General features: G+C 66.8%; 25 protein-coding genes. 18 read left to right on the top strand and 7 right to left on the bottom strand.

Annotated features, from left to right (window positions below; all coding sequences use genetic code 11):
• The first annotated feature begins 77 nt into the window (after positions 1 to 77).
• Genes sigI through M1247_RS10040 form a run of 5 tightly spaced genes read left to right on the top strand, consistent with a single transcriptional unit; the run spans position 78 to position 5466 of the window.
• Complete coding sequence (sigI, locus tag M1247_RS10060) at positions 78 to 926, top strand: RNA polymerase sigma factor SigI (protein ID WP_317156126.1); 849 nt, start codon at positions 78 to 80, stop codon at positions 924 to 926.
• 25 nt (positions 927 to 951) lie between these two features.
• Positions 952 to 2148 carry a 1-deoxy-D-xylulose-5-phosphate reductoisomerase gene (gene dxr, locus M1247_RS10055; protein WP_317156125.1) on the top strand — a complete coding sequence of 399 codons (1197 nt, stop codon included), beginning with the start codon at positions 952 to 954 and terminating at the stop codon, positions 2146 to 2148.
• A complete protein-coding gene (locus M1247_RS10050; RefSeq protein WP_317156124.1) occupies positions 2145 to 3371 on the top strand; it encodes a M50 family metallopeptidase in 1227 nt (408 codons plus the stop codon). The genes dxr and M1247_RS10050 overlap by 4 nt, the downstream gene beginning before the upstream one ends.
• A 27-nt stretch (positions 3372 to 3398) precedes the next feature.
• Entirely contained in the window at positions 3399 to 4556 is a 1158-nt protein-coding gene (gene ispG, locus M1247_RS10045) for a flavodoxin-dependent (E)-4-hydroxy-3-methylbut-2-enyl-diphosphate synthase (protein WP_317156123.1), read from the top strand.
• A gap of 55 nt (positions 4557 to 4611) precedes the next feature.
• The gene (locus tag M1247_RS10040) at positions 4612 to 5466 is read left to right on the top strand and encodes a GNAT family N-acetyltransferase (RefSeq protein ID WP_317156122.1); all 855 of its coding nucleotides are present in this window, start codon (positions 4612 to 4614) and stop codon (positions 5464 to 5466) included.
• A 21-nt stretch (positions 5467 to 5487) separates the two neighbouring features.
• Here M1247_RS10040 and M1247_RS10035 read toward each other — a convergent pair whose 3' ends face one another.
• Both M1247_RS10035 and M1247_RS10030 read right to left on the bottom strand, forming a co-directional pair.
• Positions 5488 to 6420 carry an arginase family protein gene (locus M1247_RS10035; RefSeq protein WP_317156121.1) on the bottom strand — a complete coding sequence of 311 codons (933 nt, stop codon included), beginning with the start codon at positions 6418 to 6420 and terminating at the stop codon, positions 5488 to 5490.
• Positions 6421 to 6456: 36 nt separating this feature from the next.
• Positions 6457 to 6999 carry a peroxiredoxin-like family protein gene (locus M1247_RS10030; RefSeq protein WP_317156120.1) on the bottom strand — a complete coding sequence of 181 codons (543 nt, stop codon included), beginning with the start codon at positions 6997 to 6999 and terminating at the stop codon, positions 6457 to 6459.
• A 70-nt stretch (positions 7000 to 7069) separates the two neighbouring features.
• Here M1247_RS10030 and M1247_RS10025 point away from each other — a divergent pair, with 70 nt between their 5' ends.
• From M1247_RS10025 to M1247_RS10015, 3 genes are all read left to right on the top strand, one after another.
• Positions 7070 to 7678 carry a TetR/AcrR family transcriptional regulator gene (locus M1247_RS10025; RefSeq protein WP_317156119.1) on the top strand — a complete coding sequence of 203 codons (609 nt, stop codon included), beginning with the start codon at positions 7070 to 7072 and terminating at the stop codon, positions 7676 to 7678.
• A gap of 89 nt (positions 7679 to 7767) precedes the next feature.
• Entirely contained in the window at positions 7768 to 9588 is a 1821-nt protein-coding gene (locus M1247_RS10020; RefSeq protein WP_317156118.1) for a penicillin-binding transpeptidase domain-containing protein, read from the top strand.
• Positions 9589 to 9636: 48 nt separating this feature from the next.
• Positions 9637 to 10218 carry a DUF1707 SHOCT-like domain-containing protein gene (locus M1247_RS10015; RefSeq protein WP_317156117.1) on the top strand — a complete coding sequence of 194 codons (582 nt, stop codon included), beginning with the start codon at positions 9637 to 9639 and terminating at the stop codon, positions 10216 to 10218.
• On the opposite strand, the gene M1247_RS10010 is transcribed toward M1247_RS10015, so the two are convergent.
• Together M1247_RS10010 and M1247_RS10005 are read right to left on the bottom strand one after the other, a co-directional pair.
• Positions 10215 to 10658, bottom strand: coding sequence for a nuclear transport factor 2 family protein (locus tag M1247_RS10010; RefSeq protein ID WP_317156116.1), 444 nt, complete (start codon positions 10656 to 10658; stop codon positions 10215 to 10217). The two genes, M1247_RS10015 and M1247_RS10010, sit on opposite strands and share 4 nt — an antisense overlap.
• An 18-nt stretch (positions 10659 to 10676) precedes the next feature.
• Positions 10677 to 11063 carry a PaaI family thioesterase gene (locus tag M1247_RS10005; protein ID WP_317156195.1) on the bottom strand — a complete coding sequence of 129 codons (387 nt, stop codon included), beginning with the start codon at positions 11061 to 11063 and terminating at the stop codon, positions 10677 to 10679.
• 85 nt (positions 11064 to 11148) lie between these two features.
• Between M1247_RS10005 and map the strand changes: the two genes are divergently transcribed.
• From map to M1247_RS09990, 3 genes are all read left to right on the top strand, one after another.
• Entirely contained in the window at positions 11149 to 12018 is an 870-nt protein-coding gene (gene map, locus M1247_RS10000; protein ID WP_317156115.1) for a type I methionyl aminopeptidase, read from the top strand.
• Between the two features lie 9 nt (positions 12019 to 12027).
• Positions 12028 to 12696 carry a hypothetical protein gene (locus M1247_RS09995; RefSeq protein WP_317156114.1) on the top strand — a complete coding sequence of 223 codons (669 nt, stop codon included), beginning with the start codon at positions 12028 to 12030 and terminating at the stop codon, positions 12694 to 12696.
• A 62-nt stretch (positions 12697 to 12758) separates the two neighbouring features.
• A complete protein-coding gene (locus tag M1247_RS09990; protein ID WP_317156113.1) occupies positions 12759 to 13322 on the top strand; it encodes an alpha/beta fold hydrolase in 564 nt (187 codons plus the stop codon).
• A 3-nt stretch (positions 13323 to 13325) separates the two neighbouring features.
• Here M1247_RS09990 and ngg read toward each other — a convergent pair whose 3' ends face one another.
• From ngg to M1247_RS09975, 3 genes are all read right to left on the bottom strand, one after another.
• The gene (gene ngg / locus M1247_RS09985; protein ID WP_317156194.1) at positions 13326 to 15059 is read right to left on the bottom strand and encodes an N-acetylglutaminylglutamine synthetase; all 1734 of its coding nucleotides are present in this window, start codon (positions 15057 to 15059) and stop codon (positions 13326 to 13328) included.
• A gap of 65 nt (positions 15060 to 15124) precedes the next feature.
• Entirely contained in the window at positions 15125 to 16930 is a 1806-nt protein-coding gene (locus M1247_RS09980; RefSeq protein ID WP_317156112.1) for an N-acetylglutaminylglutamine amidotransferase, read from the bottom strand.
• Positions 16931 to 16988: 58 nt separating this feature from the next.
• Positions 16989 to 18557, bottom strand: coding sequence for an amino acid permease (locus M1247_RS09975; RefSeq protein WP_317156111.1), 1569 nt, complete (start codon positions 18555 to 18557; stop codon positions 16989 to 16991).
• A 202-nt stretch (positions 18558 to 18759) separates the two neighbouring features.
• Here M1247_RS09975 and M1247_RS09970 point away from each other — a divergent pair, with 202 nt between their 5' ends.
• The 7 genes from M1247_RS09970 (at position 18760) to nicT (ending at position 25340) form a co-directional block, all read left to right on the top strand.
• The gene (locus M1247_RS09970) at positions 18760 to 20127 is read left to right on the top strand and encodes a glutamine synthetase family protein (RefSeq protein WP_317156110.1); all 1368 of its coding nucleotides are present in this window, start codon (positions 18760 to 18762) and stop codon (positions 20125 to 20127) included.
• Positions 20128 to 20170: 43 nt separating this feature from the next.
• On the top strand, positions 20171 to 20878 hold the full coding sequence (locus M1247_RS09965; protein WP_317156193.1) for a gamma-glutamyl-gamma-aminobutyrate hydrolase family protein: 708 nt from the start codon (positions 20171 to 20173) through the stop codon (positions 20876 to 20878).
• Positions 20875 to 22239 carry an aldehyde dehydrogenase family protein gene (locus M1247_RS09960; RefSeq protein WP_317156109.1) on the top strand — a complete coding sequence of 455 codons (1365 nt, stop codon included), beginning with the start codon at positions 20875 to 20877 and terminating at the stop codon, positions 22237 to 22239. The genes M1247_RS09965 and M1247_RS09960 overlap by 4 nt, the downstream gene beginning before the upstream one ends.
• Positions 22240 to 23013, top strand: coding sequence for a 3-oxoacyl-ACP reductase (locus M1247_RS09955; protein WP_317156108.1), 774 nt, complete (start codon positions 22240 to 22242; stop codon positions 23011 to 23013). It abuts the gene before it with no gap.
• 12 nt (positions 23014 to 23025) lie between these two features.
• Positions 23026 to 23757 carry a FadR/GntR family transcriptional regulator gene (locus tag M1247_RS09950; RefSeq protein ID WP_317156107.1) on the top strand — a complete coding sequence of 244 codons (732 nt, stop codon included), beginning with the start codon at positions 23026 to 23028 and terminating at the stop codon, positions 23755 to 23757.
• An 83-nt stretch (positions 23758 to 23840) separates the two neighbouring features.
• Positions 23841 to 24170: an ArsR/SmtB family transcription factor gene (locus M1247_RS09945; RefSeq protein WP_317156106.1), complete on the top strand. Its 330-nt coding sequence runs from the start codon at positions 23841 to 23843 to the stop codon at positions 24168 to 24170.
• A 57-nt stretch (positions 24171 to 24227) separates the two neighbouring features.
• The gene (nicT, locus tag M1247_RS09940; protein ID WP_317156105.1) at positions 24228 to 25340 is read left to right on the top strand and encodes a Nickel transporter NicT; all 1113 of its coding nucleotides are present in this window, start codon (positions 24228 to 24230) and stop codon (positions 25338 to 25340) included.
• The last annotated feature ends 8 nt before the right edge of the window (positions 25341 to 25348 follow it).

The raw sequence follows: 25348 nt of genomic DNA, 5'->3' as shown, positions 1-25348 counted from the left end.
TCAAGGACGGGTCAACGCGCCGAAAAGTTACCGCGGGAGCACGGTAACTTTTCGCGCCGCACATTCGTCGTAACGGCATGACCGATTCGCCCATGCTCGAGCAGGCGTGGCGAGAGCATCGCCCGTATCTGGTCAACCTGGCCTACCAGATGCTCGGCGACATCGGCTACGCCGAGGACCTCGCGCAGGAGGCCTTCCTGCGCCTGGCGCGCAACGACCACGACGGCATCGAGGATGTCCGCGCCTGGTTGACCGTGGTGACCGGGCGGCTGTGCCTCGACCACATCCGCTCGGCCAGGACCCGGCTGGAGCGGCCGGATCCCGGCGCCGCCGTGGAGACCACCGCGTCGCCCGATCCCGATCCCGCCGACCGGGCCACCCTCGACGACGAGGTGCGTGCCGCGTTGTTCGAGGTGCTGAACCGGCTCAGCCCGGGGGAGCGGGTGGCGTTCGTATTGCACGATGTGTTCGCGGTGCCGTTCGAGGAGATAGCCGAGACGGTCGGCAGGCCGGTCGGCACCTGCCGGCAGTTGGCACGCCGGGCCCGCGCAAAGTTCGCCACCACGGCGTCCCGACCGGTCGACGTCGCCACGGTCGAGCATCGTCGGGTGATGGAGAAGTTCATCGCCGCGTGCGCCACCGGGGACGTGCAGGCGTTGACCGCGGTATTGGACCCCACGGTGTGGGGTGTCGGCACCATCCTGGTCAGCGGGCGGGAGGCCCGGCAGGTCAATCACGGTCCCGTCGATGTCGCCACCAATCTCCTGCGTTACCTCGGGCCAGGTGCGACGGTGGTCTGCGGGCCGGCCGGAGAGCCGGTGCTGCTCGCCTTCGCCCGCCGCCGATTGTTCGCGGTCATCGTGCTGAGCATCCGCCACGGGTTGGTGACCAAGCTCGAGGCCACCGCCGACCCATTGGCCCGATGACACCGACACGCGGCACAATGGATCAGTGAGCGAATTCGGCAGTCCAAACCCGGGGAACAGGCAGCGTGTGCTGATTCTCGGCAGTACCGGGTCCATCGGCACCCAGGCGCTGGAGGTGATCGCCGCCAACCCCGACCGGTTCGAAGTCGTCGGGCTGGCCGCCGGCGGTGCCAATCCCGATCTGCTCGCCGCTCAACGCGCCGCGACCGGAGGTGTCGACATCGCCGTCGCCGATCCGGCAGCCGCAGCGCAGATCGAGGACGTCACCTACACCGGGGAAGACGCCGTCACCCGGCTGGTCGAGGAAACCCAGGCCGACGTCGTGCTCAATGCGCTGGTCGGAGCGCTCGGGTTGCGACCGACCCTGGCCGCGTTGGCCACCGGCGCCCGGCTGGCGCTGGCCAACAAGGAGTCACTGGTGGCTGGCGGGCCACTGGTCCTCAAAGCCGCAGCACCCGGCCAGATCGTGCCGGTCGATTCCGAACATTCGGCCATGGCGCAGTGCCTGCGCGGCGGGAGTGCCGAGGAGGTCGCCAAGATCGTGCTCACGGCCTCGGGCGGTCCGTTCCTCGGCGCCTCGGCCGCTGACCTGGACTCCGTGACCCCCGAACAGGCGGGCAAGCACCCGACCTGGTCGATGGGCCCGATGAACACGCTGAACTCGGCGACGCTGGTGAACAAGGGCCTGGAACTGATCGAAACCCACCTGCTGTTCGGTATCGACTACGACCGCATCGAGGTGGTGGTGCACCCGCAGTCGATCGTGCACTCGATGGCCACCTTCACCGACGGTTCGACGCTGGCCCAGGCCAGCCCGCCCGATATGAGACTGCCGATCGCGCTGGCACTCGGCTGGCCCGCGCGGGTGCCCGGCGCGGCGCTGGCCTGCGACTTCTCCACGGCGTCCACCTGGCAGTTCCTCCCGCTGGACAGCGAGGTGTTCCCCGCGGTCGAGCTCGCACGTCACGCCGGGAAGACCGGCGGCTGCCTCACCGCGGTCTACAACGCCGCCAACGAGGAAGCCGCCGAGGCCTTTCTCGACGGCCGCATCCGGTTCCCCGCGATCGTCGACACCATCGGTGACGTGTTGCACGCTGCAGGCCAGTGGGCGCAAGAACCCGCTACCGTGGATGACGTACTCGACGCGCAGCGGTGGGCCAGAGAAAAAGCCCGCCAGGCGGTCGAGCGGGAATCCGTCAGAAAAGGGCTCGTCACCAAATGATGTTCGCAATCGGGATCGCGCTGTTCGCGCTGGCCATCCTCGTCTCGGTGGCTCTGCACGAATGTGGCCACATGTGGGTGGCGCGCGCCACCGGGATGAAGGTCCGGCGCTACTTTGTGGGCTTCGGCCCCACGCTGTGGTCGACGCGCAGGCCCAACCGGCTGGGGGAGACCGAATACGGCCTCAAGGCCGTCCCGCTGGGCGGCTTCTGCGACATCGCCGGAATGACCTCGATCGACGAGATCGCCCCGGAGGACCGGCCGTACGCGATGTACCGGCAGAAGGTGTGGAAGCGGGTCGCGGTGCTGTTCGCCGGGCCCGCCATGAACTTCATCATCGGGCTGGTACTGATCTACGGCATCGCGGTGGTCTGGGGGCTGCCCAACCTGCATGCACCGACCGGTGCGGTTGTCGGTGAAACAGGATGCCTCACAAACGAACTCAAACAGGGTGAGCAGGGACCGTGCATCGGTCCCAGCCCGGCCGCGCAGGCAGGCGTCAAACCGGGCGACACCGTGGTCAAGGTCGGTGACACCGACGTGGCCACCTTCGCCGATATGGCAGCAGCAGTACGCAAGCTCGACGGGCCCACCGAGATCACCCTGCAGCGCGACGGGCAGACCATCACCACCACCGTCGACGTCACCTCGACCCAGCGCTACATCATCGGTGACGGTGCGAAGGAGCCCGCACCCGCCGATGTCGGCACCATCGGGGTCGCCGCGGCACAATTCGGGCCGACGCAGTACAACCCGCTCTCGGCGGTGCCGGGCACGATCGTGTTCACCGGTGATCTGACGGTCGAGCTGGGCAAATCGTTGGCAAAGATCCCCACCAAGGTGGGCGCCCTGGTGCACTCGATCGGCGGCGGTGAGCGTGACCCGGAGACCCCGATCAGCGTGGTGGGCGCCAGCATCATCGGTGGCGACACCGTCGAGGCCGGTCTGTGGGTGGCGTTCTGGTTCTTCCTGGCGCAGCTGAACTTCGTGCTCGGCGCGGTCAACCTGGTGCCGCTGTTGCCATTCGACGGTGGCCATATCGCGGTTGCGGTGTACGAGAAGATCCGGGACATGATCCGGGCGGCGCGCGGCAAGGTGGCCGCAGCGCCGGTGAACTACCTCAAGCTCATGCCGGCCACCTACGCGATCCTGTTCGTGGTGGTGGGCTACATGCTGCTGACCGTGACCGCGGATCTCGTCAACCCCATCAGGCTTTTTCAGTGAACTAGGCACAGTCGGTAGGAGACTTTTATGACCACGTCCATCGGTTTGGGTATGCCGGCCCCGCCGGCGCCCACGCTGGCACCGCGGCGCAAGACCCGTCAGCTCATGGTGGGCAACGTCGGCGTCGGCAGTGAGCACCCGATCGCCGTGCAGTCGATGTGCACCACCAAGACCCACGACGTCAACTCCACGCTGCAGCAGATCGCCGAGCTCACCGCGTCGGGTTGCGACATAGTGCGGGTGGCCTGTCCGCGGCAGGAGGATGCCGACGCGTTGGCCGAGATCGCCCGGCACAGCCAGATCCCGGTGATCGCCGACATCCATTTCCAGCCCAAGTACATCTTCGCCGCGATCGATGCGGGCTGTGCCGCGGTGCGGGTGAACCCGGGCAACATCAAGGAGTTCGACGGCCGCGTGAAAGAGGTGGCCAAGGCTGCGGGCGCGGCGGGCACCCCGATCCGGATCGGGGTCAACGCAGGTTCGCTGGATCCGCGGTTGATGAAGAAGTACGGCAAGGCCACTCCCGAGGCGTTGGTGGAGTCGGCGCTGTGGGAGGCCTCGCTGTTCGAGGAGCACGGCTTCGGCGACATCAAGATCAGCGTGAAGCACAACGATCCGGTGATCATGGTCGCGGCCTACGAGCAGCTCGCCGCGCAGTGCGATTACCCCCTGCACCTCGGCGTCACCGAGGCCGGCCCGGCGTTTCAGGGCACCATCAAGTCCGCGGTGGCGTTCGGGGCGTTGCTGTCAAAGGGCATCGGCGACACCATCCGGGTGTCGCTGTCGGCCCCGCCCGCCGAGGAAGTCAAGGTGGGCAACCAGATCCTGGAATCGCTGAACCTGCGGCCCCGCGGCCTGGAGATCGTGTCCTGCCCGTCGTGCGGGCGCGCCCAGGTCGACGTGTACACCTTGGCCAACGCGGTCAGCGCGGGCCTCGACGGGCTCGACATCCCGTTGCGGGTGGCGGTGATGGGATGCGTCGTCAACGGTCCCGGGGAGGCACGTGAGGCCGACCTCGGGGTGGCATCGGGCAACGGCAAGGGCCAGATCTTCGTCAAGGGCGAGGTGATCAAGACGGTGCCCGAGTCCCAGATCGTCGAGACACTGATCGAGGAAGCCATGCGGCTCGCCGAAGAACTCGGTTCAGGGGATACGAGCGGTTCGCCGGTCGTGACCGTAAGCTGAACACGACCCTGTGAGCGGGGTCACCACAGCATCGGGTTAAGCAGAGAGAATCTGGATGTCGGCTCCGCCACTTTTCCGCCTCGTCGACGAGCGACGGGTGTCGGTGCTGCGTGATGCCACCGCCGCGCTACGTGTGTTCGACGAGGATCCGGTGGGGTCGTGCATGGTCGCCGCGCGGGTCGCCGAATACGGCGTGGAACCGGGGGCGATCGGCGGCGAGTTGTGGACGCGGCGCGGAGCGAGTGAGTCGCTGTGTTATGCAGGCCCGAACCTGATTCCGTTGCGCGGCGACGCCGATGATCTGAAGGCATTCTCCGACAAGGCGATGAGTACGGCGCGGAGGTGCTCGTCATTGGTCGGCCGCGCCGAACTGGTGATGCCGATGTGGCAGCGCCTGGAGACGGTGTGGGGCCCGGCCCGCGACGTGCGCGATCAGCAACCCCTGATGGCACTGAATTCGATGCCGCAGTGCGTGATCGACCCGGCCGTGCGGCCGGTCCGCATCGACGAACTCGACGCCTATCTGGTGGCCGCGGTCGACATGTTCATCGGCGAGGTCGGTGTCGACCCGCGGGTCGGCGACGGCGGCCGCGGGTACCGCCGCCGGATCGCCGGATTGATCGCCGCCGGACGGGCGTGGGCCCGCTTCGATCGGGGCGAGGTCGTGTTCAAGGCCGAGGTGGGTTCGCAGTCGCCCGCGGTCGGACAGATTCAAGGGGTGTGGGTACGTCCGGACTGGCGCGGTCGCGGCCTGGGCACCGCCGGGACGGCAGCGCTGGCCACAGCGGTGGTCGGGACGGGCCGCATCGCCAGCCTGTACGTCAACAGCTACAACACCGTGGCCCGCGCCACCTACACCCGCATCGGGTTCGAGCAGGTGGGTACCTTCGCCACTGTGCTGCTGGACTAGGGCGGTACCTCTCAGACAGCGTCATGGGCTCAACCGATCTCGGATGAACGCGATATAGCCGGCTATTCGGTCGGCGGCCTGACCGCCGTCGAGGTCAGGGTTGTAGATGACCACGCTGGCGCCCAGACACCCGGGAACACTCAGGCAGGCGGCGGTGAGTTGGTCCAGTTGATTCCACGTCAGGCCGCCGGGTTGCGGGTAATCGACGGCAGGCAGCGCCGTGGGGTCGAGAATGTCGAGGTCGACATGGCACCACCAACCCGCGGCAGCGGTGGCAGCAGTTCCCGCTACCAGTTCGGCGACCTCGCCGAAGCGGGAAGCGTCGGCGTGGACCGCGAGCGCGGCGCCGCTGACATAGTTCGCGATCTGGTCCCGGACGCTCGGCTGGCCGGCCTCGGCGAGTTCGGCGTGGTCGCGCGGTCCGAGCATCAGTAGGTGCTGTGGACGTACACACGGCAGGCGCGCGGTGAGAGCCTGCGGCCCGGTGAAAAGCCCGAGCGCCAGCCCGATTTCGCAGTCCGAGGCTTCACCGGTCGGGGTGCGGTGAGGATCCCACGCGTCTTCGTGGCCGTCGATGAAGACCAATCCGGCGCCGCCGCGTCCGGCCGCCGCGATGAGCGGCGCCAACAGGACCGGGCAATCGCCGGCGACGACGACAGGAACCGCATCGTCACGCCATGCGGCGTCCACGGCGGCAGCGGTGTCGGTCACCACCTGTGTCAACGCGTCTTCGTTGATCAGCCCGCTGTTGCCGCGTGCCGTGGTCATCGCAGACACGCCAATCCACGTGGAGCGAACCGGCGCGGCAATCCGCCGCTCGACACCGGCGGCGCGGACGGCCTGCGGCATGCGCGCCACACCGGTGGGCACCCCTGCCGCATTGCACGGCACGTAGATCATCTCGGTGACGGGCATCAGGTCGTCCCATCGAAAGGCGTCGGACTCGATGGACACGATAGCCGTGGTGGGAGACCCGAGGCCAGAACCGGATCATTCGCTCGCGTATGCCAACATCTCGTCGACCGACCACTGGTCGTCGGCGTGCGTGCCGTACTTCGCGGCCAGCACCGTCCCGTCCGGACCGATCAGAAAGTCAGCGGGAAGGCCGAGCCGCCCGCCGGTCTGCCTAGCGGCGGGGGCGCGGAAGCGACCGCGCAACGTGAGGGAGCTGCCACGGATGATCGCCGGCCAGCTCCGCGGGTCGAGTAGCGCCCGCGCCCCGGCTTCCACGCCGAAGCGTCGATAGGTCTCCTTGTCCGGGTCGGCCACCGTGGCGAACGGGAGATCCGCTGTGTGCTCGGCCAATTCGGCTGCCGGCGAGTGGAAGAAGACCACTTCACGAATGCCCGCGGCCGTGATCTCATCGTGACGGGCGACGAAAGACTGCAGATGTAGATTGCAGATGGGGCAGCCGGCGAATCGGCGGAACTGCAGGTGCACGAGGTGCTGGGGATCCGGTACCTGAATGTGTTGTCCGGTGACACTGACGAATTCGGTTCTGGTGACAGTGCTCGGTACGGGCGGTCGGGCCATCGTGACTCCTTGTCGGCGTGCGATGTGCGCATACGATCGATGCCATAACCGTACGCTGTACGCTAACGGCGTGCCACGCCCACGTTCGTTCAGTCAGGATCAGGTTGCGGCTGCCGCACTGGCGGTGGTCGATGCGGACGGCCTCGCGGGGCTGTCGATGCGCACGGTCGCGCGTCAGCTCGGGATCGCGACGATGTCGGTGTACCGCTATGTCGCCGACCGCGACGAACTCGAGGTGATGTTGGTGGATCTGCTGCTCGGCGGGGTGGATCTCGAGGTACCCCGTGGCTCGGCGGCGCACCGGCTCACGGTGCTGGCCGAACGGGTGCGCGACGCCGCCGAGCAGCATCCCGCGGCGATGCCCCTGTTGCTGGCCCACCGGCATCGCGCGCCAACGTCGCTGCGGTGGGGAGAAGCGGTGCTGGGCGTGCTGACCGACGCGGGCTGCACCGGCAGACGGCGCGTGTACGCGTTCCGGGCGCTGCTGGCCTACGTTTTCGGTGCGCTCGAGGTGCAACGGTTCGGCGCGTTGGGTGGTGCGGGAACCCACGAGCTCGCCCAATTGGCTGCCGAACGGTATCCACTGCTGTCGCAGGCCGCCACGCTGGCGCGCGGTATCGATCCGCGCGAGGAGTTCCGAGGTGGACTCGAAGTCCTGTTGCGCGGGCTGGGACTGTGATGCTCAACAGATAGATATCGCCGGAGTCTCGGTTCGGTCTCGGTGCGCCTCCGACGAATCAGGCTCCAACGTTCTTAACATCAGCCCCAATGGCAACCACAACATCATCAGCAACACGAGTCGCCGGGTTCCTCACGGTCGTGACGGTTCTGGGCGCGGTGGCGCTGAGCGGCTGCACGCCTCGGCCCAACGGGCCCGAACCGGCGGCCGAGATGTTCTTTGCCGCGATGGCCACCGGGGACACCGCGGCGGCGGCAGAACTCTCCGACCGCCCCGAGGACGCCAAAACGGCCCTGAGCGAGGCGTGGGCGGGACTGCAGGCCACCAGACTCGACGCGCAGATCCTGGGTTCGAAGTACTCCGAGGACACCGGCAGCGTGGCCTACCGCTACACCTGGCACCTGCCGAAGAACCGCACCTGGACCTACGACGGTCAGCTGAACATGATTCGCGACGAAGGCCGTTGGGAGGTGCGGTGGAGTGCCACCGGACTGCATCCCCGGCTGGGCGAGCACCAGACGTTCGCGCTGCGTGCCGATCCGCCGCGACGGGCGTCGGTCAACGAACGGGGCGGCAGCGACGTCCTGGTGCCGGGCAGGCTCTATCACTACGCGCTGGACGCCAGGTCCGCCGGTGCGCGCCTGATGATCACCGCACGGGCGGTCGCCGATGCGCTGCGACCGTTCGATCCCACGATGGACGCACAACGCCTGGCCGAACTGGCCAGCTCTTCGGCACAGCCGCTGAGCCTGATCACACTGCGCCAGTCCGACCACGATCGGGTCGCCCCCGCGATCGCACAGCTTGACGGCGTGGTCGTCACACCGCAAGCGGAATTGCTGCCCACCGACGACACTTTCGCCCCCGCGATCGTCAACGAAGTCAAGAAGGCTGTGATCGACGAGCTCGACGGCGAGGCCGGCTGGCGGGTGGTCACGGTCAACCAGAACGGTGTCGACGTCGACGTGCTCAACGAGGTCCCGGGCGATCCCGCACCCTCGATCACCATCAGCCTGGACCGCTCCGTGCAGAACGCCGCGCAGAACGCCGTCAACATCACCGGCAAGAAGGCGATGATCGTCGCGATCAAACCGTCGACCGGTGAAATCCTGGCCGTCGCGCAGAACGCCGCCGCCAATGCCGACGGGCCGGTCGCCACCATGGGGCTCTATCCGCCGGGATCGACCTTCAAGATCATCACCGCGGGTGCTGCCATCGAGCGCGACATGGCTACCCCGAACACCCTGCTCGGCTGCCCCGGGCATCTGGACATCGGCCACCGCACCGTGCCCAACTACGGCGGATTCGACCTCGGCACGGTGCCGATGTCCAGGGCCTTCGCGAACTCGTGCAACACCACCTTCGCCGAGTTGGCCAGCCGGATGCCGCCGCGGGGCCTGACCAAGGCCGCCGCCCGGTACGGCATCGGGCCCGACTATCACGTCGCGGGCATCGGCACGGTGACCGGTTCGGTGCCTCCCACGGTGAACCTCGCCGAACGCACAGAGGACGGGTTCGGTCAGGGCAAGGTGCTGGTCAGCCCGTTCGGCATGGCGATGGCGGCCGCGACCGTGGCGGCGGGCAAAACCCCGGTGCCGCAACTCATCGAGGGACACGAGACCGTCGTCGACAATGCGGGTGCGCCCATCAGCCCGAAGATGATCGACGGGCTTCGGCCCATGATGCGGTTGGTGGTCACCAACGGCACCGCCAAGGAACTCAACGGGATCGGGGACGTCCGCGGGAAGACGGGCGAGGCCGAATTCGAGGGCGGATCGCATTCCTGGTTCGCCGGTTACCGCGGGGACCTGGCGTTCGCGGCGCTGATCGTCGGGGGCGGTAGTTCGGAGTACGCCGTGCGGATGTGCAAAGCGATGTTCGACAGCCTTCCGCCCGACTACCTGGCGTGACGCGGTGCGTTACCTGCGGTAGCGGCTAGCGGTAACCTGGGACACGCCATGACGGGGACCAATGAGCAATCGGTGGAGTTGCGGATCTCGGATGCCGACCGTAACGGGACGTTGCGGCGGCTGCACAACGCCGTCGCGCTCGGGCTGATCGATATCGCCGAGTTCGAGGAGCGTTCGGCGCTGGTGTCGCGGGCGCGGTTACAGCCCGACCTCGAAGCTCTGGTCGGAGATCTGCCGGGGCCCGGTGCGATCGTCACCTCGGCTGCCGACCGGGTCGAGTTGCGTGGCGTGCTCGGATCGCTGAAGCGCCACGGTGAATGGACGGTGCCGACCCGGCTGGCGCTGGTGCGCCGGATGGGATCGGTGGACCTCGATCTCACGCGGGCCCGGTTCGGCGGCCCCATCGTGGTCGTCGAACTCGACATCAAATTCGGTTCGGTGGACATCCGGCTGCCCGAGGGCGCCAGCGCCTCGATCGACGATGTGGAGGTGATCGTCGGCAGTGCCCGCGACCACCGTCGTGACGCGCCGGCAGACGGCACCCCGCACGTCATCCTGACCGGGCGGGTGGTGTGCGGTTCAGTCGAAATCCGCGGTCCGCGCAAGGCCTGGTTCAGCCGCTCGCATTAACGCTTGAAGAGTTGAGCCCCGGTGCGGATCAGGCGAGACCAACCCCGCGGACGTCTGAGCAGCGTGAGTGCCAGGGGAGTGGCGTCGAAGTAGGAAACCCGTTCGGCGATCAGACCGTCGGCGAAGGTGAACCGGTCGACGGCATCCCACGCGATCGGTTTGCCGCCGTAGGTTCCGCTCAACGTGAATTCGATGAACACCTCGTGGCGGCCGTGGGCGACGCGGTGCACATCGGCGTGCAGGTCGGGAATCAGCGAGAACAACCGGTGAAACGATGCACGGCAGGCCTGCTTGCCGCGCAGCGTGCCCATCATCGGCTGGATCAGCACGATGTCGTCGCTCCACAGCGCAACGTGTTTTGACAGGTCAGGGGTGCGCCAGGTGTCGGCGAACCGACCGGCGAAGGTGGTGGCGAATTCTTCGTCGACCTCGTCGCTCATGGGATGAGGGTAGCGAGGTCAGCGTCGATCCAGAACAGCGAAACTCAGTGTCGCGCACGCCGCGAGGCGATCGCGTCCGGTGTCGGTGACCTCGACCGAGGTCACGATCAACCGCCGTCCCGCCCGCACGACGGTGGCCACCGCCCTGGCGGGTCCCGACACGACCGGTGCGAGGTAGTGGACGTTCATGTCCGCCGTGGTGACGTCCTGGCCGGGCTCGACATGACGGCCGGCCAGGCGCCCGGCCGCGATGTCGATCAGGGTCGCGACCAGGCCGCCCTGCAGGGCCCCGCGCGTATTGGTCAGGTCGGGTCGGTTGTCCATCTCGACGATCAGCATCTCGTCGTTTTCCAGCACGTCCCGGAAGCCCATCTGACCGAGCAGGTGGCCGGGCGTGGTCTGCATCGGGACCGATTCGCTGAGCATGGCTAATAAGTTAGCACCGTTCTCGCTGTGAGAGATTGTCATTCTCGTCGTTATCCTTGCTGCTATGTCCGTTCGTACCGCCCTTCGCCCCGGCGTGCTCTCGCCGACCCTCTCGGTGCCCAAATCGATCCCTCGACCCGAGTACGCGTGGCAACCGACCGTGCAGGAGGGCAGCGAACCCTGGGTGCAGACCCCCGAGGTGATCGAGAAGATGCGGGTGGCGGGCCGCATCGCCGCCGGTGCGCTGGAAGAGGCGGGCAAAGCCGTCGCTCCCGGCGTCACCACCGACGAACTGGACCGCATCGCCCACGAGTTCATGGTCGACCACGGCGCATACCCATCGACGTTGGGCTACAAGGACTTTCCCAAATCCTGCTGCACGTCGCTCAACGAGGTCATCTGCCACGGCATCCCCGACTCGACCGTCGTGGAAGACGGTGACATCGTCAATATCGATGTCACCGCCTACATCGACGGGGTGCACGGCGACACCAACGCGACCTTCCTCGCCGGCGATGTGTCCGAGGAGCATCGGCTGCTGGTGGAGCGGACCCACGAGGCGACCATGCGCGCCATCAAGGCGGTCAAGCCGGGCCGGGCACTGTCGGTCGTCGGTCGGGTCATCGAGTCGTACGCAAACCGGTTCGGCTACAACGTGGTTCGTGACTTCACCGGTCACGGGATCGGCACCACCTTCCACAATGGTCTGGTGGTGCTGCACTACGACCAGCCTGCCGTGGAGACGGTGCTCGAACCCGGGATGACGTTCACCATCGAGCCCATGATCAATCTCGGGTCGCTGGACTACGAGATCTGGGACGACGGCTGGACCGTGGCCACCACCGACCGCAAATGGACCGCACAGTTCGAGCACACCCTGGTGGTCACCGATGACGGCGCCGACATCCTGACCCTGTCGTCGTCAACTGGGTAACCTTGACCCATGATCGGGCGGGTATCTGCGCAGGCAGTGCTTGTCATCGTGCTGTTGACTGCGACCGCGTGCGACGCCGTGGTGTCCGGGCAGGCGACCTGGCCCGGCGCCACCCTGGACAAGGTCGTGCTCACCGCCGCCGACTTTCCCGCGGGCGTGCAATACGACCGCGTCAGCGATGATCCGGGACGCCCCGACGGTGCGGGCGGACCTCCGGCCATGCTGTCCTCGCCGGAGGGCTGTTCGGACGGGCTGACCCGGGTGATCGCCCGATCGGCCGAGCGTGGTCCCGGCAGCGCCGCACAATTCGTCGCCACCTATGACGGCGCGCGCATGGTGCTGACGGTCCTGTCCTCGCCGCTGCGGCTGGACCAACTCGAGGCGACCGCCGAACGGTGCGCAGAGTTCCGCACCTACTTTGATCCATCGGACCCGGGCATCCCGATGACCACCACCAAGCTGCCCACCCGAAACTCCTCGACGTTGGCCTACCAACAGACAATGCGGTTGAGCGGGGCTGAAGAGCACGTCTACTTCGCCTTCGCGAATATCGACGGGTGGGCGGTATTCGGCATCGCATTCCCCGCGGCAAACCCGTCGATTCCCGTCAAAGCCACGTTGCCGCAGACGTTTCTGGACACGTTCGACATGCAGACCGACCGCCTGGAACTACGTTGACGTCAACGTCAAGGACCGCGGGATTTCCCCCGCTCGTCGAATCGGGACGGTAGGTTGTCCGAATGCAATCCAGCGTGATGACGATCGACGGCTTCGCGGTGCCCGTCGACGTCGCCGGACCGGAGAGGGGCTCCACGGTGGTGTTGCTCAGCGCCGGCCATCACGGGCCCGCGGCGTATGAGGCGGTATGTCATCGGTTGCACACCGCGTCCCTGCGAACCGTCGTCATCGGACCCGACCCGCGGCTGACCGCGAAGTCGGTGGTCGGAATCCTCGATGTGCTGGACATCAAGTGGGCGCTGCTCGTCGGCGACCGGCTCGGTGGTGAGTTGGCCTGGGAGCTGGCGGCGACCCGACTGGACCGGTTCATCGGACTGGTAGTGGTCGACCGCGGCCACCCCTGCGTGGCCGACCTCACCGGGGTGGTCCGCGACGACACCTGCCCGCCGGTGGAGATGAACACCACCGCCCTGGTCAGCACCCCCGCCACCCGGGCGGTGGCCAAGGCCAGCCAACGGTACGTCTACGGCGACTTCCGTCTGGTGGAGATGCTGGGTCGCCGCAACGCGCAGGAGTCGACGGCGCAGTTCGCCGCCGAGATCGTGCTGCGCACCAGTACCTGGTAAGCCCTACTGCTGCGTCTGTTGTTCTTCCGGGGTCCAGGCCTGGGGTAGTCCGGGCTGACCCGGAAACAGGAAATCGACGAAGGCCGCCGCGGTGGGCTGTGGCTCGTGATTCGCCAACCCGGGGCGCTCGTTGGCCTCGACGAAAACGTACTCGCGGCCGGTGACGTCCGGCACCAGCAGGTCGATCCCGGTGACCGGGATGCCGATGGCTTCGGCCGCCATCACCGCAACACGGCACAGTTCGGGATTCACCTCGGCGGTGACGTCGTGAATGGTGCCGCCCTGATGCAGGTTGGCGGTGCGCCGTACCCGCAGATGCACACCCTCCGGAAGAATGTCGTCGAAGGTGTGCCCCGCCTCGGCCACCGTCGCCGTGGTGACGTCATCCATCGGGATGGTGGACTCACCGCCCGTCGCGGCGGCCCGCCTGCGGCTCTGCCTCTCGATCAGTTCACGCACGGTGTGCACACCGGTGCCGATGATCTCGGCGGGCCTGCGGATCGCAGCCGCGACCACCTTGCCGTCGATCACCACCAGCCGTAGATCGTCGCCGGGGGCACGCTGTTCGATGAGCACTTCGGGGTGCTGAACGCGCGCCCTGGCCAGCGCCGCCTCGAGGTCCTCCGGGTTGTCGATACCGACGGTGATGCCCTTGCCCTGCTCGCCACGCGTCGGTTTCACCACCACTTCGCCGACGTCGGCCAGAAACGCGCGGTCGGCGTCGTCGAACGTGGCCAGCCGCCCACGCGGCACCTTGATGCCGGCCTCCGACACGATGCGGCGGGTCAACCGCTTGTCGTCGCACCGGGCCATCGCCACCGCCGAGGTGTATTCGGACAGGGACTCGCGCGTGACGACGCTGCGGCCACCGTGCGACAACCGGATCTCGCCGGTCTCGGCGTCGAGCACCTCCACCCAGATGCCGCGGCGGATCGCTTCGTCGGCGATGATCCGTGCATACGGGTTGAGATCATCGACCGTTTCCGGCGGGTGGGTGAAAAGCGGCTCGTTGATCGCGTTCTTGCGTTTGACCGCCAGCACGGGCACCCGGTGGAAGCCGAGCTTCTCGTACAGCGCGATCGCGGCGGTGTTGTCATGGGCGACCGAAAGGTCCATGTAGGCCCGGCCGCGGTCCCGGAACGTCTGGGCCAGCGTCCGGGTCAATGCATCGCCGACACCGGGCAGCCCGGCCGTCGGGTCCACGGCCAGTGACCACAGGCTCGACCCGTTCTCCGGATCGTTGAACAGCCGCTGGTGGTCGACGCCGGTCACCGTCCCCATCACGGTGCCGTCGTCGTCGCGTACCGCGACCAGATACTGCACCGCCGGGTTGCTGGTGTGGTTTTCCCAGATGACCTCGACCGGGGCGGGCACCATCCCGCACCGCACGTAGAGCCGGTTCATCTCGTCGGCGTCGTCCGAGGATTGCAGACTCCGCACGGTGAAGCCGATCGGTTCGGCCGGATTCAAATCGTCTGCGAACCGCAGCCGGTAGGTGTGGCTGGGGTCGATGAACAACTCCGCGGGGGAGCGGGCGATCAGCACATGGGACTCACGGGCATAGATGCAGATGTCCCGACGGCCCAGGCCTTCGTGTTGCAGCGCCTCGGCCAGCTTTTCGGGGTCGGCGAACGTCTGCCCGAAAATCAAACGACCCCAACCCAGTTCCAGCACCACATCGTCAGCCATCGCATCGACCAGGTGCTGAGGCGAGGCGTCGTGCAGGCTCAGCGTCATGGCCTCCGGATGGTCGGCGCTCAGGTGAGGTGCCTGAGGTTTCGCCGAGTCGGGGTCGAGGCTGGTCACACCGCGGCCCCCGTCACGCCGTGGCGCTGCAACCACAACTCGAGCAGCGCGATCTGCCACAGTTCGTTACCGCGTAACGGGGTGAGCCTGCCGTTCGGATCGGCGAGCAGGCGGTCGACGGCCTCGGGACGAAACAGGCCGCGCTCCTTGGCTTCCGGTGCGTACAGCGCGTCCCTGACCATCTCGAGGTATGGCCCCTCGAGATGGGTCAGAGCCGGCACCGGGAAGTAACCCTTCGGACGGTCGATGACGGCCGCCGGGATCACGCGGCGCGCCGCTTGCTTGAGCACACCCTTGCCGCCGTACGCGATTTTGAGTTCCGGTGGGCACGTGGCCGCCAGTTCGACGAGTTCGTGGTCCAGGAACGGAACGCGGCCTTCCAGGCCCCACGCCATGGTCATGTTGTCGACCCGTTTGACCGGATCGTCGACCAGCATGACCGTGGTGTCCAGGCGCAGCGCCCGGTCCACGCCGGTCTGTGCACCAGTAGCCGCAAAATGCTCGGTGAGGAACGCGCCGCTGGGATCGGCTTCGGCCCAGTAGGCATCGCTGATCAGGGCGCGGACCCCGGTGCTGTCGCGGTCGAAGAAGGCGCCCCGGTAGCTGGCCACCGCACCGTCCAGCGTTGCCGCGCCGGGCTCGGCCATCGGCGGATACCAGTGATACCCCGCGAACACCTCGTCGGCGCCCTGCCCGGACTGCACCACCTTGACGTGCTTGGCCACCTCCTGGCTGAGCAGATAGAAGGCCACACAGTCGTGGCTGACCATCGGCTCGCTCATGGCGGCGATCGCGTCGCTGAGCGCGGGCAGCATGCGGTCGGTCCCGATGCGGATCTGATGGTGATCGGTGTCGAAGTGCTCGGCGATGATGTCGGAGTACTTGAACTCGTCTCCGGCCACACCACCGACCGACTCGAAACCGATTGAGAAGGTGGCCAGTCCGTGCTGGCCGGCCTCGGCGAGCAGACCGACGATCAGGCTGGAATCGACCCCGCCGGAGAGCAGGCAGCCGACCGGGACATCAGCGACCAGTCGCCGCTCGACGGCCAGTCGCAGCGATTCCAGCACCGCGTCCTCCCAGTCCTGTTCGGACCAGTCGGCTCGATCGGCCCGCCGGCTGAAGTCCGGTGACCAGTAGACGGTGGTTCGCCGGCTGCCGTCGGGTTCGATGGCGACGATCGACGCGGGCGGGACTTTCTTTACGCCACGCAGAATCGTCAGTGGTGGCGGCACCACCGAGTGGAAGCTCAGGTAGTGGTTCAGGGCGACCGGGTCGATGCTGGTATCCACGCCGCCACCGGCAAGCAGGGCAGGCAGGGAGGAGGCGAAGCGGATCCGGTGCGCATCCTCGGTCAGGTACAGCGGTTTGATGCCCAGCCGGTCGCGTCCCAGCAACACCCTGCCGCTGTCGCGTTCGACGATCGCGAATGCGAACATGCCCTTGAGGTGCTCGACGAATCGATCGCCCCAATGGTGGTAGGCCTTGAGCAGCACCTCGGTGTCACTGTGCGAGAAGAACCGGTAGCCATGCCCGGCCAGCTCCCGCCGCAGATCCTGATAGTTGTAGATGCAGCCGTTCCAGCAGACACTCAACCCCAGTTCGGAGTCGATCATCGGCTGTGCGCCGGCTTCGGTCAGGTCAATGATTTTCAAGCGCCGGTGGCCCAGAGCTACCCGACCCTGCGACCACACTCCGGCCGCGTCGGGACCTCTGGGCGACATCGCCTCCGCCATGGCCGTCACCGCTGAAACATCGGGTGACCGGCCATCGAGACGCACCTCGCCCGTGGCTCCACACATCAATTCGACCCTACAAGGCTTGTGCCCGGGTGTCTCCCGGCGGCGTGTCGCCGGGAGGTCAGGCCACCCCTTCGAGCTCCTCGCCCGCATCGATCTGCTTGATCGGACCGGTGAACCAGTGCTTCACCGACACCTGCCAGTAGACGAACAGCAGCACCAGTACACCGCCGACGAGCAGCGGTGTGTAGTTGACGTACTTCCACTCGAAGCTGGGGTCCCACGGCATCCCGCCCAGCGACGTCGGGAACATCGCGATGATCGAGGTCAGGACGATCTCCACCAGCGCGATGGGGGCCATCCAGCGGTAGTGCCTACCCAGATTCCAGCTGCCCGCCTCGAACGAGTCCCCGGCCTTCCACCGGTAGTAGATCGGCACCGCGAAGCACAGGTACAGCCCGACGACGCCGATCGAGACCACCGCGAAGAACGCCACCGGGACGGGTGCCCCGTTGATGTCGACCTCGACGAGTGCGGGCAGTGTGATGAGCGCCGCGACAACCGCGGTGACGACGACGCCGTTGGCAGGCACGCGCTTGGAGCTGACCTTCGACCATAGCTGGTGGCCCGGGACCGCGCGGTCGCGGCTGAACGCGTACAGCATCCGGGAGGCACTGGTCTGGCAGGCGGTCGTGCAGAAGAACTGGCCCGCGGTGGAGATGAACAGGACGACCACCACCCACTTGGCGTCGAGGGCCTGGCTGAAGATGACCGCGACGGCGCCGCCGCCTGCCGATACCTCGTCGGCATCCTGGACGGCGAACAGGAACGACAGCAGCAGGATCCAGCCGCCGATGGCGGAGTAGAAGATGGACTGCCAGATGCCTTTGGCCGCAGCGTTGGCCGCGCTCTTGGTTTCCTCGGACAGGTGCGCCGACGCGTCGTAGCCGGTGATCGTGTACTGCGTGAGGATCGCCGAGATCGGCAGCACGAACAGTAGCCAGCCCCAGCCGGAGGTCGCGCCGCCCATCATGCCGCTGTTGTTGATGGTGCGGGCGAACACCTCACCGAAGCTGGCGTGCTGCTCGGGGATCAGCCACAGGATCGCGATCACCGCCGTCGCGCCTGCCACGTGCCACCACACCGAAACGTTGTTGATGATCGCCAACAGGTGTGACGAGAAGATGTTGATGGTCGCCGATGCGGCCAGGATGATCACGAACATGATGAAGGTGCGCGTCAGGCTGTAGCCGGCCAGCCAGCCTTCACTGAACGTGCCCAAGGTCAGGTCGAGGAAGGTGGCGCACCCGTAGGACACCGAGGCCAGGATGGCGACCAGCCCGATCAGATTGAGCCAGCCGGTGTAGTAGCCGGCCTTTGCGCCACCGAGTTTACTTGCCCACCAGTAGATGCCACCTGAGGTCGGAAATGCCGACACCAATTCGGAGAGGCAGAGGCCGATCATCAGGATGAACACCGAGACGATGGGCCAGCCCCACGCGATGGCAGCGGGACCGCCGTTGTTCCAGCCCAGCCCGAACGAGGTGAAGCAACCGGCCAGGATGGAGATGATCGAGAACGAGATGGCGAAATTGGAGAACCCCGACCAGGACCGCTGCAACTCCTGGACGTATCCGAGCTTCGCGAGGTGCTTCTCGTCGTCGCTCAGTTGCTCGTGGCCTTCTGGCATCGCGGTCTCCTTGTCGGGAGGTATGGGCGGGTCGGACGCACAGTCACTGCGTAGGCAGAATAGGCTGTTATTGGTTGATTGTCCTACCTTTGAGTGCCACAATTTCCTGGCTTGGAGGGACTATCTCCCGGTCATGGTCAACGCAATGGTCGGCTTGTCGTCATGTCGGCCTGTTATCTGAACATCGTTAGGAAGGCGCGCAATGAGCCCGAACCCCGGCATGCTGGCGCAGCGCGACCTGGAGCAAATGGTGGCCGCCGGCGAGATCGACACCGTGATCGTCGCGTTCTGCGATATGCAGGGCCGGCTGACCGGTAAGCGGGTGTCCGCCCGGCTGTTCGTCGAGGACGTCGCCGCACACGGCGCGGAATGCTGTAACTACCTGATGGCTGTCGACGTCGATATGAACACCGTCGACGGCTACGCGATGTCGAGCTGGGAGACCGGCTACGGCGACATGGTGATGACACCGGATTTCACCACGCTGCGGGTGATCCCGTGGCTGCCCGGCACCGCCCTCGTCATGGCGGACCTGTCCTGGACCGACGGCCGCCCGGTGGCCGCGGCCCCGCGCAGCATCCTCAACGGGCAGATCGACCGGCTGGCCGAACTCGGCCTGGTGCCCTACGTCGGCACCGAACTCGAGTTCATGGTGTTCGACGACAGCTTCCGCGAGGCGTGGAAAGCCGGATACCGGAATCTGAGCGCCGCCAGCGACTACAACGTCGATTACGCCATGATGGCGTCCACCCGCATGGAACCCCTGCTACGCGACATCCGACTCGGCATGGACGGGGCGGGAATGTACTGCGAGGGCGTCAAGGGCGAGTGCAACCTCGGTCAGCAGGAAATCGCCTTTCGCTATGACCACGCGCGGGTGACGTGCGACAACCACACCATCTACCGCAACGGTGCCAAGGAGATCGCCGACCAGCACGGCAAGAGCCTGACGTTCATGGCGAAGTTCGACGAGCGCGAAGGTAACAGCTGCCATATCCACATCTCGCTCCGCGGGGAGGACGGCTCCGCGGTGTTCGCTGATCGTGGTGACCCGCTCGGGATGTCGCCGATGTTCCGCAGTTTCATCGCCGGACAGCTGGAAACGATGCGCGAGCTGACGTTGTTCTACGCGCCGAATATCAACTCCTACAAGCGTTTTGTCGACGGTAGCTTTGCGCCAACCGCGGTGGCCTGGGGGATCGACAACCGTACCTGCGCCCTGCGGGTGGTCGGGCACGGCCATGGCATGCGGATGGAGAACCGGGCGCCGGGTGGGGACGTCAACCAGTACCTGGCGGTGTCGGCGTTGATCGCAGGCGGACTGTACGGCATCGAGCGCGAGCTCGATCTGCCGGAGGCGTTGGCGGGCAATGCATACACCAGTGGCGCCCAACGGTTGCCCACGACGCTCGCCGAAGCTGCCGGGTTGTTCGAGAAGTCAGAAGTGGCTCGCGCGGCGTTCGGTGACGAAGTCGTCGAGCATTATCTGAACAACGCACGGGTGGAACTGGCGGCATTCAATGCCGCAGTGACCGATTGGGAAAGGGTACGCGGCTTTGAACGGCTCTGATCCAGGTTCTGCTCCCGACTCGGTGGTGGCGCCGGTCATCGGCATGACCACCTACCTGCAGCAGGCGCAGACCGGCGTGTGGGATGTGCGGGCCAGCTTCCTGCCGCACGTCTACTTCGAGGGTGTCAACCTGGCAGGCGGAATCGCGCTGCTGCTGCCGCCGCAACCGGTTGACGAGCAGATCGCCGATCGGGTACTCGACCGGCTGGACGGCCTGGTCGTCACCGGCGGTCCCGACGTGGATCCGGCGTGGTACGGGCAGGCGCCCCATGCGACCACCGACCAGCCGGCCCGCGCCCGCGACGAGTGGGAGTTCGCCCTGATCAAAGGCGCACTGGGGCGCGGCATTCCGGTCCTGGGGGTGTGCCGCGGCGCGCAGCTGCTCAACATCGCCCTTGGTGGCACGCTGCATCAGCACCTGCCGGAGGTCATCGGCCACACCCACCACCAGAAGGGCAACGCGGTGTTCGGCACCTCGGCCGTGCGCACGGTGGCGGGTACCCGGTTGGCGGGGCTGATCGGTGAGTCCTCCGATGCCCAGTGCTACCACCACCAGGCCATCGACCGGATCGGCGACGGGCTGATTGTCAGCGCGTCGGACACCGACGGAGTGATCGAAGCGGTCGAGCTGCCCGGCGCTGATTTCGTGCTCGGGGTGCAGTGGCATCCTGAGGAGCGGCTCGACGATATCCGGTTGTTCACCGGTGTGGTGGATGCCGCGAGAGTTTATGCCACAGAAAGGGTCTCATGAGCGTCAGTCAGGTCATCAATCCGGCGACCGAGGAGGTGCTCGCCGACGTCGAGCAGTTCGACGAGGCCGGCGTCGACGATGCGGTGGCGCGCGCCAAGGTGGCGCAACGGCATTGGGCCAAGCTGGCTCCGGCGCAGCGGGCCGCGGCCCTGCGGGCATTCGCGGCCACGGTCGACGCCCATGTCGACGAGCTCGCCGCCCTCGAGGTGGCGAACTCGGGACATCCGATCGGACAGGCCGAGGGCGAGGCAGGGCATGTCCGCGACGTGCTGCAGTTCTACTCCGCAAGCCCGGAGCGCCTGTCCGGTAAGCAGATCCCGGTGGCGGGCGGACTCGACGTCACGTTCAACGAACCGCTCGGTGTGGTAGGGGTCATCACGCCGTGGAACTTCCCGATGACCATCGCCGCCTGGGGGTTCGCCCCGGCACTGGCCGCGGGCAACGCGGTGGTGCTGAAGCCGGCCGAATGGACGCCACTGACCACCATGCGTCTCGGGGAGCTCGCGGTCGAATCCGGGTTGCCCGCCGACCTGTTCCAGGTGCTGCCGGGGAAGGGCTCGGTGGTGGGGGAGCGCTTCGTCAGCCATCCCGACATCCGCAAGGTGGTGTTCACCGGGTCCACCGAGGTGGGCACCAGGGTGATGGCAGGCGCGGCAGCGCAGATCAAGCGCGTCACCCTGGAACTGGGTGGTAAGAGCGCCAACATCGTGTTCGACGACTGCGATCTGGAGAAGGCCGCCGCCACCGCGCCTTACGGAGTGTTCGACAATGCCGGACAGGACTGTTGCTCACGCAGTCGGATCCTGGTGCAGCGCAGTGTGTATGACCGCTTCATGGAGCTCCTCGAACCCGCCGTCAAGGGCGTCGTGGTCGGGCATCCCAACGTCCGCGCCACCGAGATGGGGCCACTGGTGTCGCGGCCGCACTGGGAGTCGGTATCGGCCTACGTTCCCGAAGGCGCACCCGTCGCATTCCGCGGTTCCGCACCGTCGGGGCCCGGATTCTGGTTCCCGCCAACGGTGCTCACCCCGCAGCGCACCGATCGGACTGTCACCGAGGAGATCTTCGGACCCGTGGTCACGGTGCTGCCGTTCGACGACGAGGCCGACGCGATCGCATTGGCCAACGACACGCCCTACGGGCTGTCCGGTTCGCTGTGGACCGACAATGTGTCGCGCGCGATACGGGTGTCACGCGCTGTGGAAGCGGGAAATCTCAGTGTCAACTCGCATTCTTCGGTGCGGTACAACACCCCGTTCGGCGGATTCAAGCAGTCCGGCCTCGGCCGTGAACTGGGACCCGATGCGCCGCTGTCTTTCACCGAGACCAAGAACGTCTTTTTCGCCGTAGAGGAGCTGTAGATGGACCTGACCCAACGACTCGCAGGCAAGGTCGCCGTGATCACCGGCGGCGCAAGCGGTATCGGATTGGCCACCGGCAAGCGTCTGCACGCCGAGGGCGCCACCGTCGTCGTCGGCGATATCGACCCCACCACGGGCAAGGCGGCCGCCGACGAACTCAACGGTCTGTTCGTGCCGGTCGACGTCGCCGACGAAGCCGCCGTCGACAACCTCTTCGATACCGCTGCCGCGACCTTCGGCTCGGTCGACATCGCGTTCAACAACGCCGGGATCTCCCCGCCAGAGGATGATCTGATCGAGAACACCGAGCTGCCCGCGTGGCAGAAGGTCCAGGACATCAACCTCAAGTCGGTGTATCTGTCATGCCGGGCGGCGTTGCGGCACATGGTTCCTGCCGGCAAGGGATCGATCATCAACACCGCCTCGTTCGTCGCGGTGATGGGATCGGCGACCTCCCAGATCTCGTACACCGCATCCAAGGGTGGGGTGCTGGCGATGTCTCGCGAACTGGGCGTGCAGTACGCGCGGCAGGGCATCCGGGTCAACGCGCTGTGCCCGGGACCGGTGAACACCCCGCTGCTACAGGAACTGTTCGCCAAGGACCCGGAGCGTGCGGCGCGCCGGTTGGTGCACATTCCGGTGGGCCGGTTCGCCGAGCCGGAGGAGCTTGCCGCCGCGGTCGCCTTCTTGGCGAGTGACGACGCATCATTCATCACCGGTTCCACATTCCTGGTGGACGGCGGGATCAGTTCCGCGTACGTGACCCCGCTCTGAGGCCCTGACATCGTGACCGCCGAACCGGACCCGGAGTCCACCCCTGAAACAACCGACGCCCTCCTGCGGCCGGTGCGACTCGGCAACGCGTTCGAGGACACCGTTGGCCGGCTGTTGGAGACCATTCGGCTCGGGGTGCTGGCCCCCGGCGAATCGCTGCCGCCGGAGCGGGAACTCGCCGCCCGGCTGGGGGTCAGCCGTGACACCGTCCGGGAGGCGATCAAGTCGCTGTCCGACGCGGGGTACCTGGTGGCCAAGCGGGGCCGGTACGGCGGCACGTTCCTGGCCTCTGAATTGCCCGCACTGCCGACGACCAGCCGGCGACCCACTCGTGACGAGATCGACGACGCACTACGCCTGCGGGAGATCCTCGAGGTGGGGGCGGCCCGGATGGCGGCGGGCCGCACACTCAGCGCCGGTGAGCGCGACGGCCTGTACTCCCGGCTGGCGGATGTCCGCGGTGCCGAGCCCGACGACTACCGACGCCTCGATTCGCGGTTGCACCTGGCGATCGCCGAGGCCGCCGGATCGCCGTCGCTGGTGCCGCTGGTAGCGGAGAACCGGATGCGGCTCAACGCGCTACTGGACCAGATCCCGCTGCTGCCACGCAATATCGCGCACTCCGACGAACAGCACGAGGCGATCGTCATCGCGATCCTGGCCGGTGACACGGACAGTGCGGCGGCCGCCATGCTGGCCCACGTCGGTGGGTCAGCCGCGCTGCTGCACGGCTTCCTGGACTGACTCCCTGCACCTCTGCACCAAGGCCGCATACCGGTCGGCCGCATGCAGGCGCCCGACACCCAGTCCTGGGCTAAATTCGAACCGTGGCCCGGCCTGGAAATCAAGTGCATGTCGAGCGTGCGTCGTCGGCACTGGCGGACGTGGATGCCTCTGGTTGGGCGCTGCGCTTCGATCTGCTGTCGGATCCGAACCGTCTGGAAATTCTGCTCGGACTGCACCGGGCACCCGGCATCTGCGTCAGCGATCTCGCCTCGGCGCTCGGGCGGTCGGAGAACGCCACCTCCCAGGCGTTGCGTGTGCTGCGTCAACAGGGTTGGGTGAGTGCCACCCGGGTGGGGCGCACAGTGAACTACCGGCTGGAGGACCAGATCGTGCACGACCTGCTGCATTGGATCGGTGCACGACACGGCTGAGTGACCTTGTCATCTGTTCATCTGGACAGATATCTGGTGTGGTTCTACGCTCGGTCAATGATCAGCGGCGCGCTTCCCGAGCTGAGCGACCCCACCAGCGCCACGAAGTCGCCCGGCTTCGACCGCTCCGATTGGCTCTCGATCGCGATGATCGGCGGCGTTGTTCTGGTGCTTCACCTATTCGGTTGGGGTGTGCTGGCTTTCGGAGTGGTACCGCAGCACATCACACTCGGCTCGGCCGGAGTGTTCGGTGTCGGCCTCGGGGTCACGGCCTACCTACTGGGCGTGCGGCACGCCTTCGACGCCGACCACATCGCCGTCATCGACAACACCACCCGCAAGTTCGTGGGGGAGGGCACCCGGTCGCTGTCCGCGGGCTTCTGGTTCTCACTCGGGCATTCGAGTGTGGTCTTCGGGCTTGCCCTGCTCCTGGCGCTCGGCGTCCATGCGCTCGCAGGCCCGGTTCAAGACGAGGGCTCACCGATGCTGCAGACCCTCGGATTGGTCGGCTCGCTGGTGGCGGGTACGTTCCTCATCCTGATCGGCCTGACGAACCTGTTCGCCGCCGTGGGGATCGCCAAGATCTTTCGTGCGATGCGCAGCGGCGACTTCGACGAGGCCGAACTCGAACGTCAACTCCACCAGCGCGGCTTCCTGGCCCGCCTGCTCGGCCGGGTGATGCGACGGGTGAGCAAGCCATGGCACCTCTACCCGGTCGGCTTCCTGATGGGCCTCGGCTTTGACACCGCCACCCAGGTGGCGCTGCTGGTGTTGGCAGCGGGGACGGCGGCGTTCACGCTGCCGTGGTACGCGATCCTGGTGTTACCGGTGCTGTTCGCCGCGGGTATGAGCCTCTTCGACAGCCTGGACGGCATCTTCATGGCCCGCGCCTACGGCTGGGCATTCCTGCAGCCGATCCGCAAGGTCTACTACAACCTCACGGTCACCGTGCTGTCGGTCATCGTCGCGCTGGTGATCGGTGTCATCGTGCTCACCGGCCTGCTGGTCGATCGCCTCGGCATCACCGACGGGCCGCTCGCGGTCATCGGATCCGCCGATCTGGAGTCCGTCGGCTTCGCGATCGTCGGGCTGTTCGTGTTGAGTTGGCTCGTCGCCGTGGGCATCTGGCGTTTCGGCCGGATCGAGCAGCGCTGGAGCACTCCGTCCTGACGGCGCCT

The sequence above is a fragment of the Mycobacterium appelbergii genome, from assembly GCF_032883035.1.
Classification (GTDB): domain Bacteria; phylum Actinomycetota; class Actinomycetes; order Mycobacteriales; family Mycobacteriaceae; genus Mycobacterium; species Mycobacterium appelbergii.
The sequence above is the reverse complement of the archived record's forward strand: the minus strand, read 5'-3'. Positions and strand labels throughout refer to the sequence as shown.

What these genes read in the sequence shown, in the direction of transcription:
- sigI (WP_317156126.1), top strand. Translation starts at nt 78, where the DNA reads ATGACCGATTCGCCCATGCTCGAGCAGGCGTGGCGAGAGCATCGCCCG.
- M1247_RS10050 (WP_317156124.1), top strand. Translation starts at nt 2,145, where the DNA reads ATGATGTTCGCAATCGGGATCGCGCTGTTCGCGCTGGCCATCCTCGTC.
- ispG (WP_317156123.1), top strand. Translation starts at nt 3,399, where the DNA reads ATGACCACGTCCATCGGTTTGGGTATGCCGGCCCCGCCGGCGCCCACG.
- M1247_RS10040 (WP_317156122.1), top strand. Translation starts at nt 4,612, where the DNA reads ATGTCGGCTCCGCCACTTTTCCGCCTCGTCGACGAGCGACGGGTGTCG.
- M1247_RS10030 (WP_317156120.1), bottom strand. Translation starts at nt 6,999, where the DNA reads ATGGCCCGACCGCCCGTACCGAGCACTGTCACCAGAACCGAATTCGTC.
- M1247_RS10020 (WP_317156118.1), top strand. Translation starts at nt 7,768, where the DNA reads ATGGCAACCACAACATCATCAGCAACACGAGTCGCCGGGTTCCTCACG.
- M1247_RS10015 (WP_317156117.1), top strand. Translation starts at nt 9,637, where the DNA reads ATGACGGGGACCAATGAGCAATCGGTGGAGTTGCGGATCTCGGATGCC.
- M1247_RS10010 (WP_317156116.1), bottom strand. Translation starts at nt 10,658, where the DNA reads ATGAGCGACGAGGTCGACGAAGAATTCGCCACCACCTTCGCCGGTCGG.
- M1247_RS10005 (WP_317156195.1), bottom strand. Translation starts at nt 11,063, where the DNA reads ATGCAGACCACGCCCGGCCACCTGCTCGGTCAGATGGGCTTCCGGGAC.
- map (WP_317156115.1), top strand. Translation starts at nt 11,149, where the DNA reads ATGTCCGTTCGTACCGCCCTTCGCCCCGGCGTGCTCTCGCCGACCCTC.
- M1247_RS09995 (WP_317156114.1), top strand. Translation starts at nt 12,028, where the DNA reads ATGATCGGGCGGGTATCTGCGCAGGCAGTGCTTGTCATCGTGCTGTTG.
- M1247_RS09990 (WP_317156113.1), top strand. Translation starts at nt 12,759, where the DNA reads ATGCAATCCAGCGTGATGACGATCGACGGCTTCGCGGTGCCCGTCGAC.
- ngg (WP_317156194.1), bottom strand. Translation starts at nt 15,059, where the DNA reads ATGACGCTGAGCCTGCACGACGCCTCGCCTCAGCACCTGGTCGATGCG.
- M1247_RS09980 (WP_317156112.1), bottom strand. Translation starts at nt 16,930, where the DNA reads ATGTGTGGAGCCACGGGCGAGGTGCGTCTCGATGGCCGGTCACCCGAT.
- M1247_RS09975 (WP_317156111.1), bottom strand. Translation starts at nt 18,557, where the DNA reads ATGCCAGAAGGCCACGAGCAACTGAGCGACGACGAGAAGCACCTCGCG.
- M1247_RS09970 (WP_317156110.1), top strand. Translation starts at nt 18,760, where the DNA reads ATGAGCCCGAACCCCGGCATGCTGGCGCAGCGCGACCTGGAGCAAATG.
- M1247_RS09965 (WP_317156193.1), top strand. Translation starts at nt 20,171, where the DNA reads ATGACCACCTACCTGCAGCAGGCGCAGACCGGCGTGTGGGATGTGCGG.
- M1247_RS09960 (WP_317156109.1), top strand. Translation starts at nt 20,875, where the DNA reads ATGAGCGTCAGTCAGGTCATCAATCCGGCGACCGAGGAGGTGCTCGCC.
- M1247_RS09955 (WP_317156108.1), top strand. Translation starts at nt 22,240, where the DNA reads ATGGACCTGACCCAACGACTCGCAGGCAAGGTCGCCGTGATCACCGGC.
- nicT (WP_317156105.1), top strand. Translation starts at nt 24,228, where the DNA reads ATGATCAGCGGCGCGCTTCCCGAGCTGAGCGACCCCACCAGCGCCACG.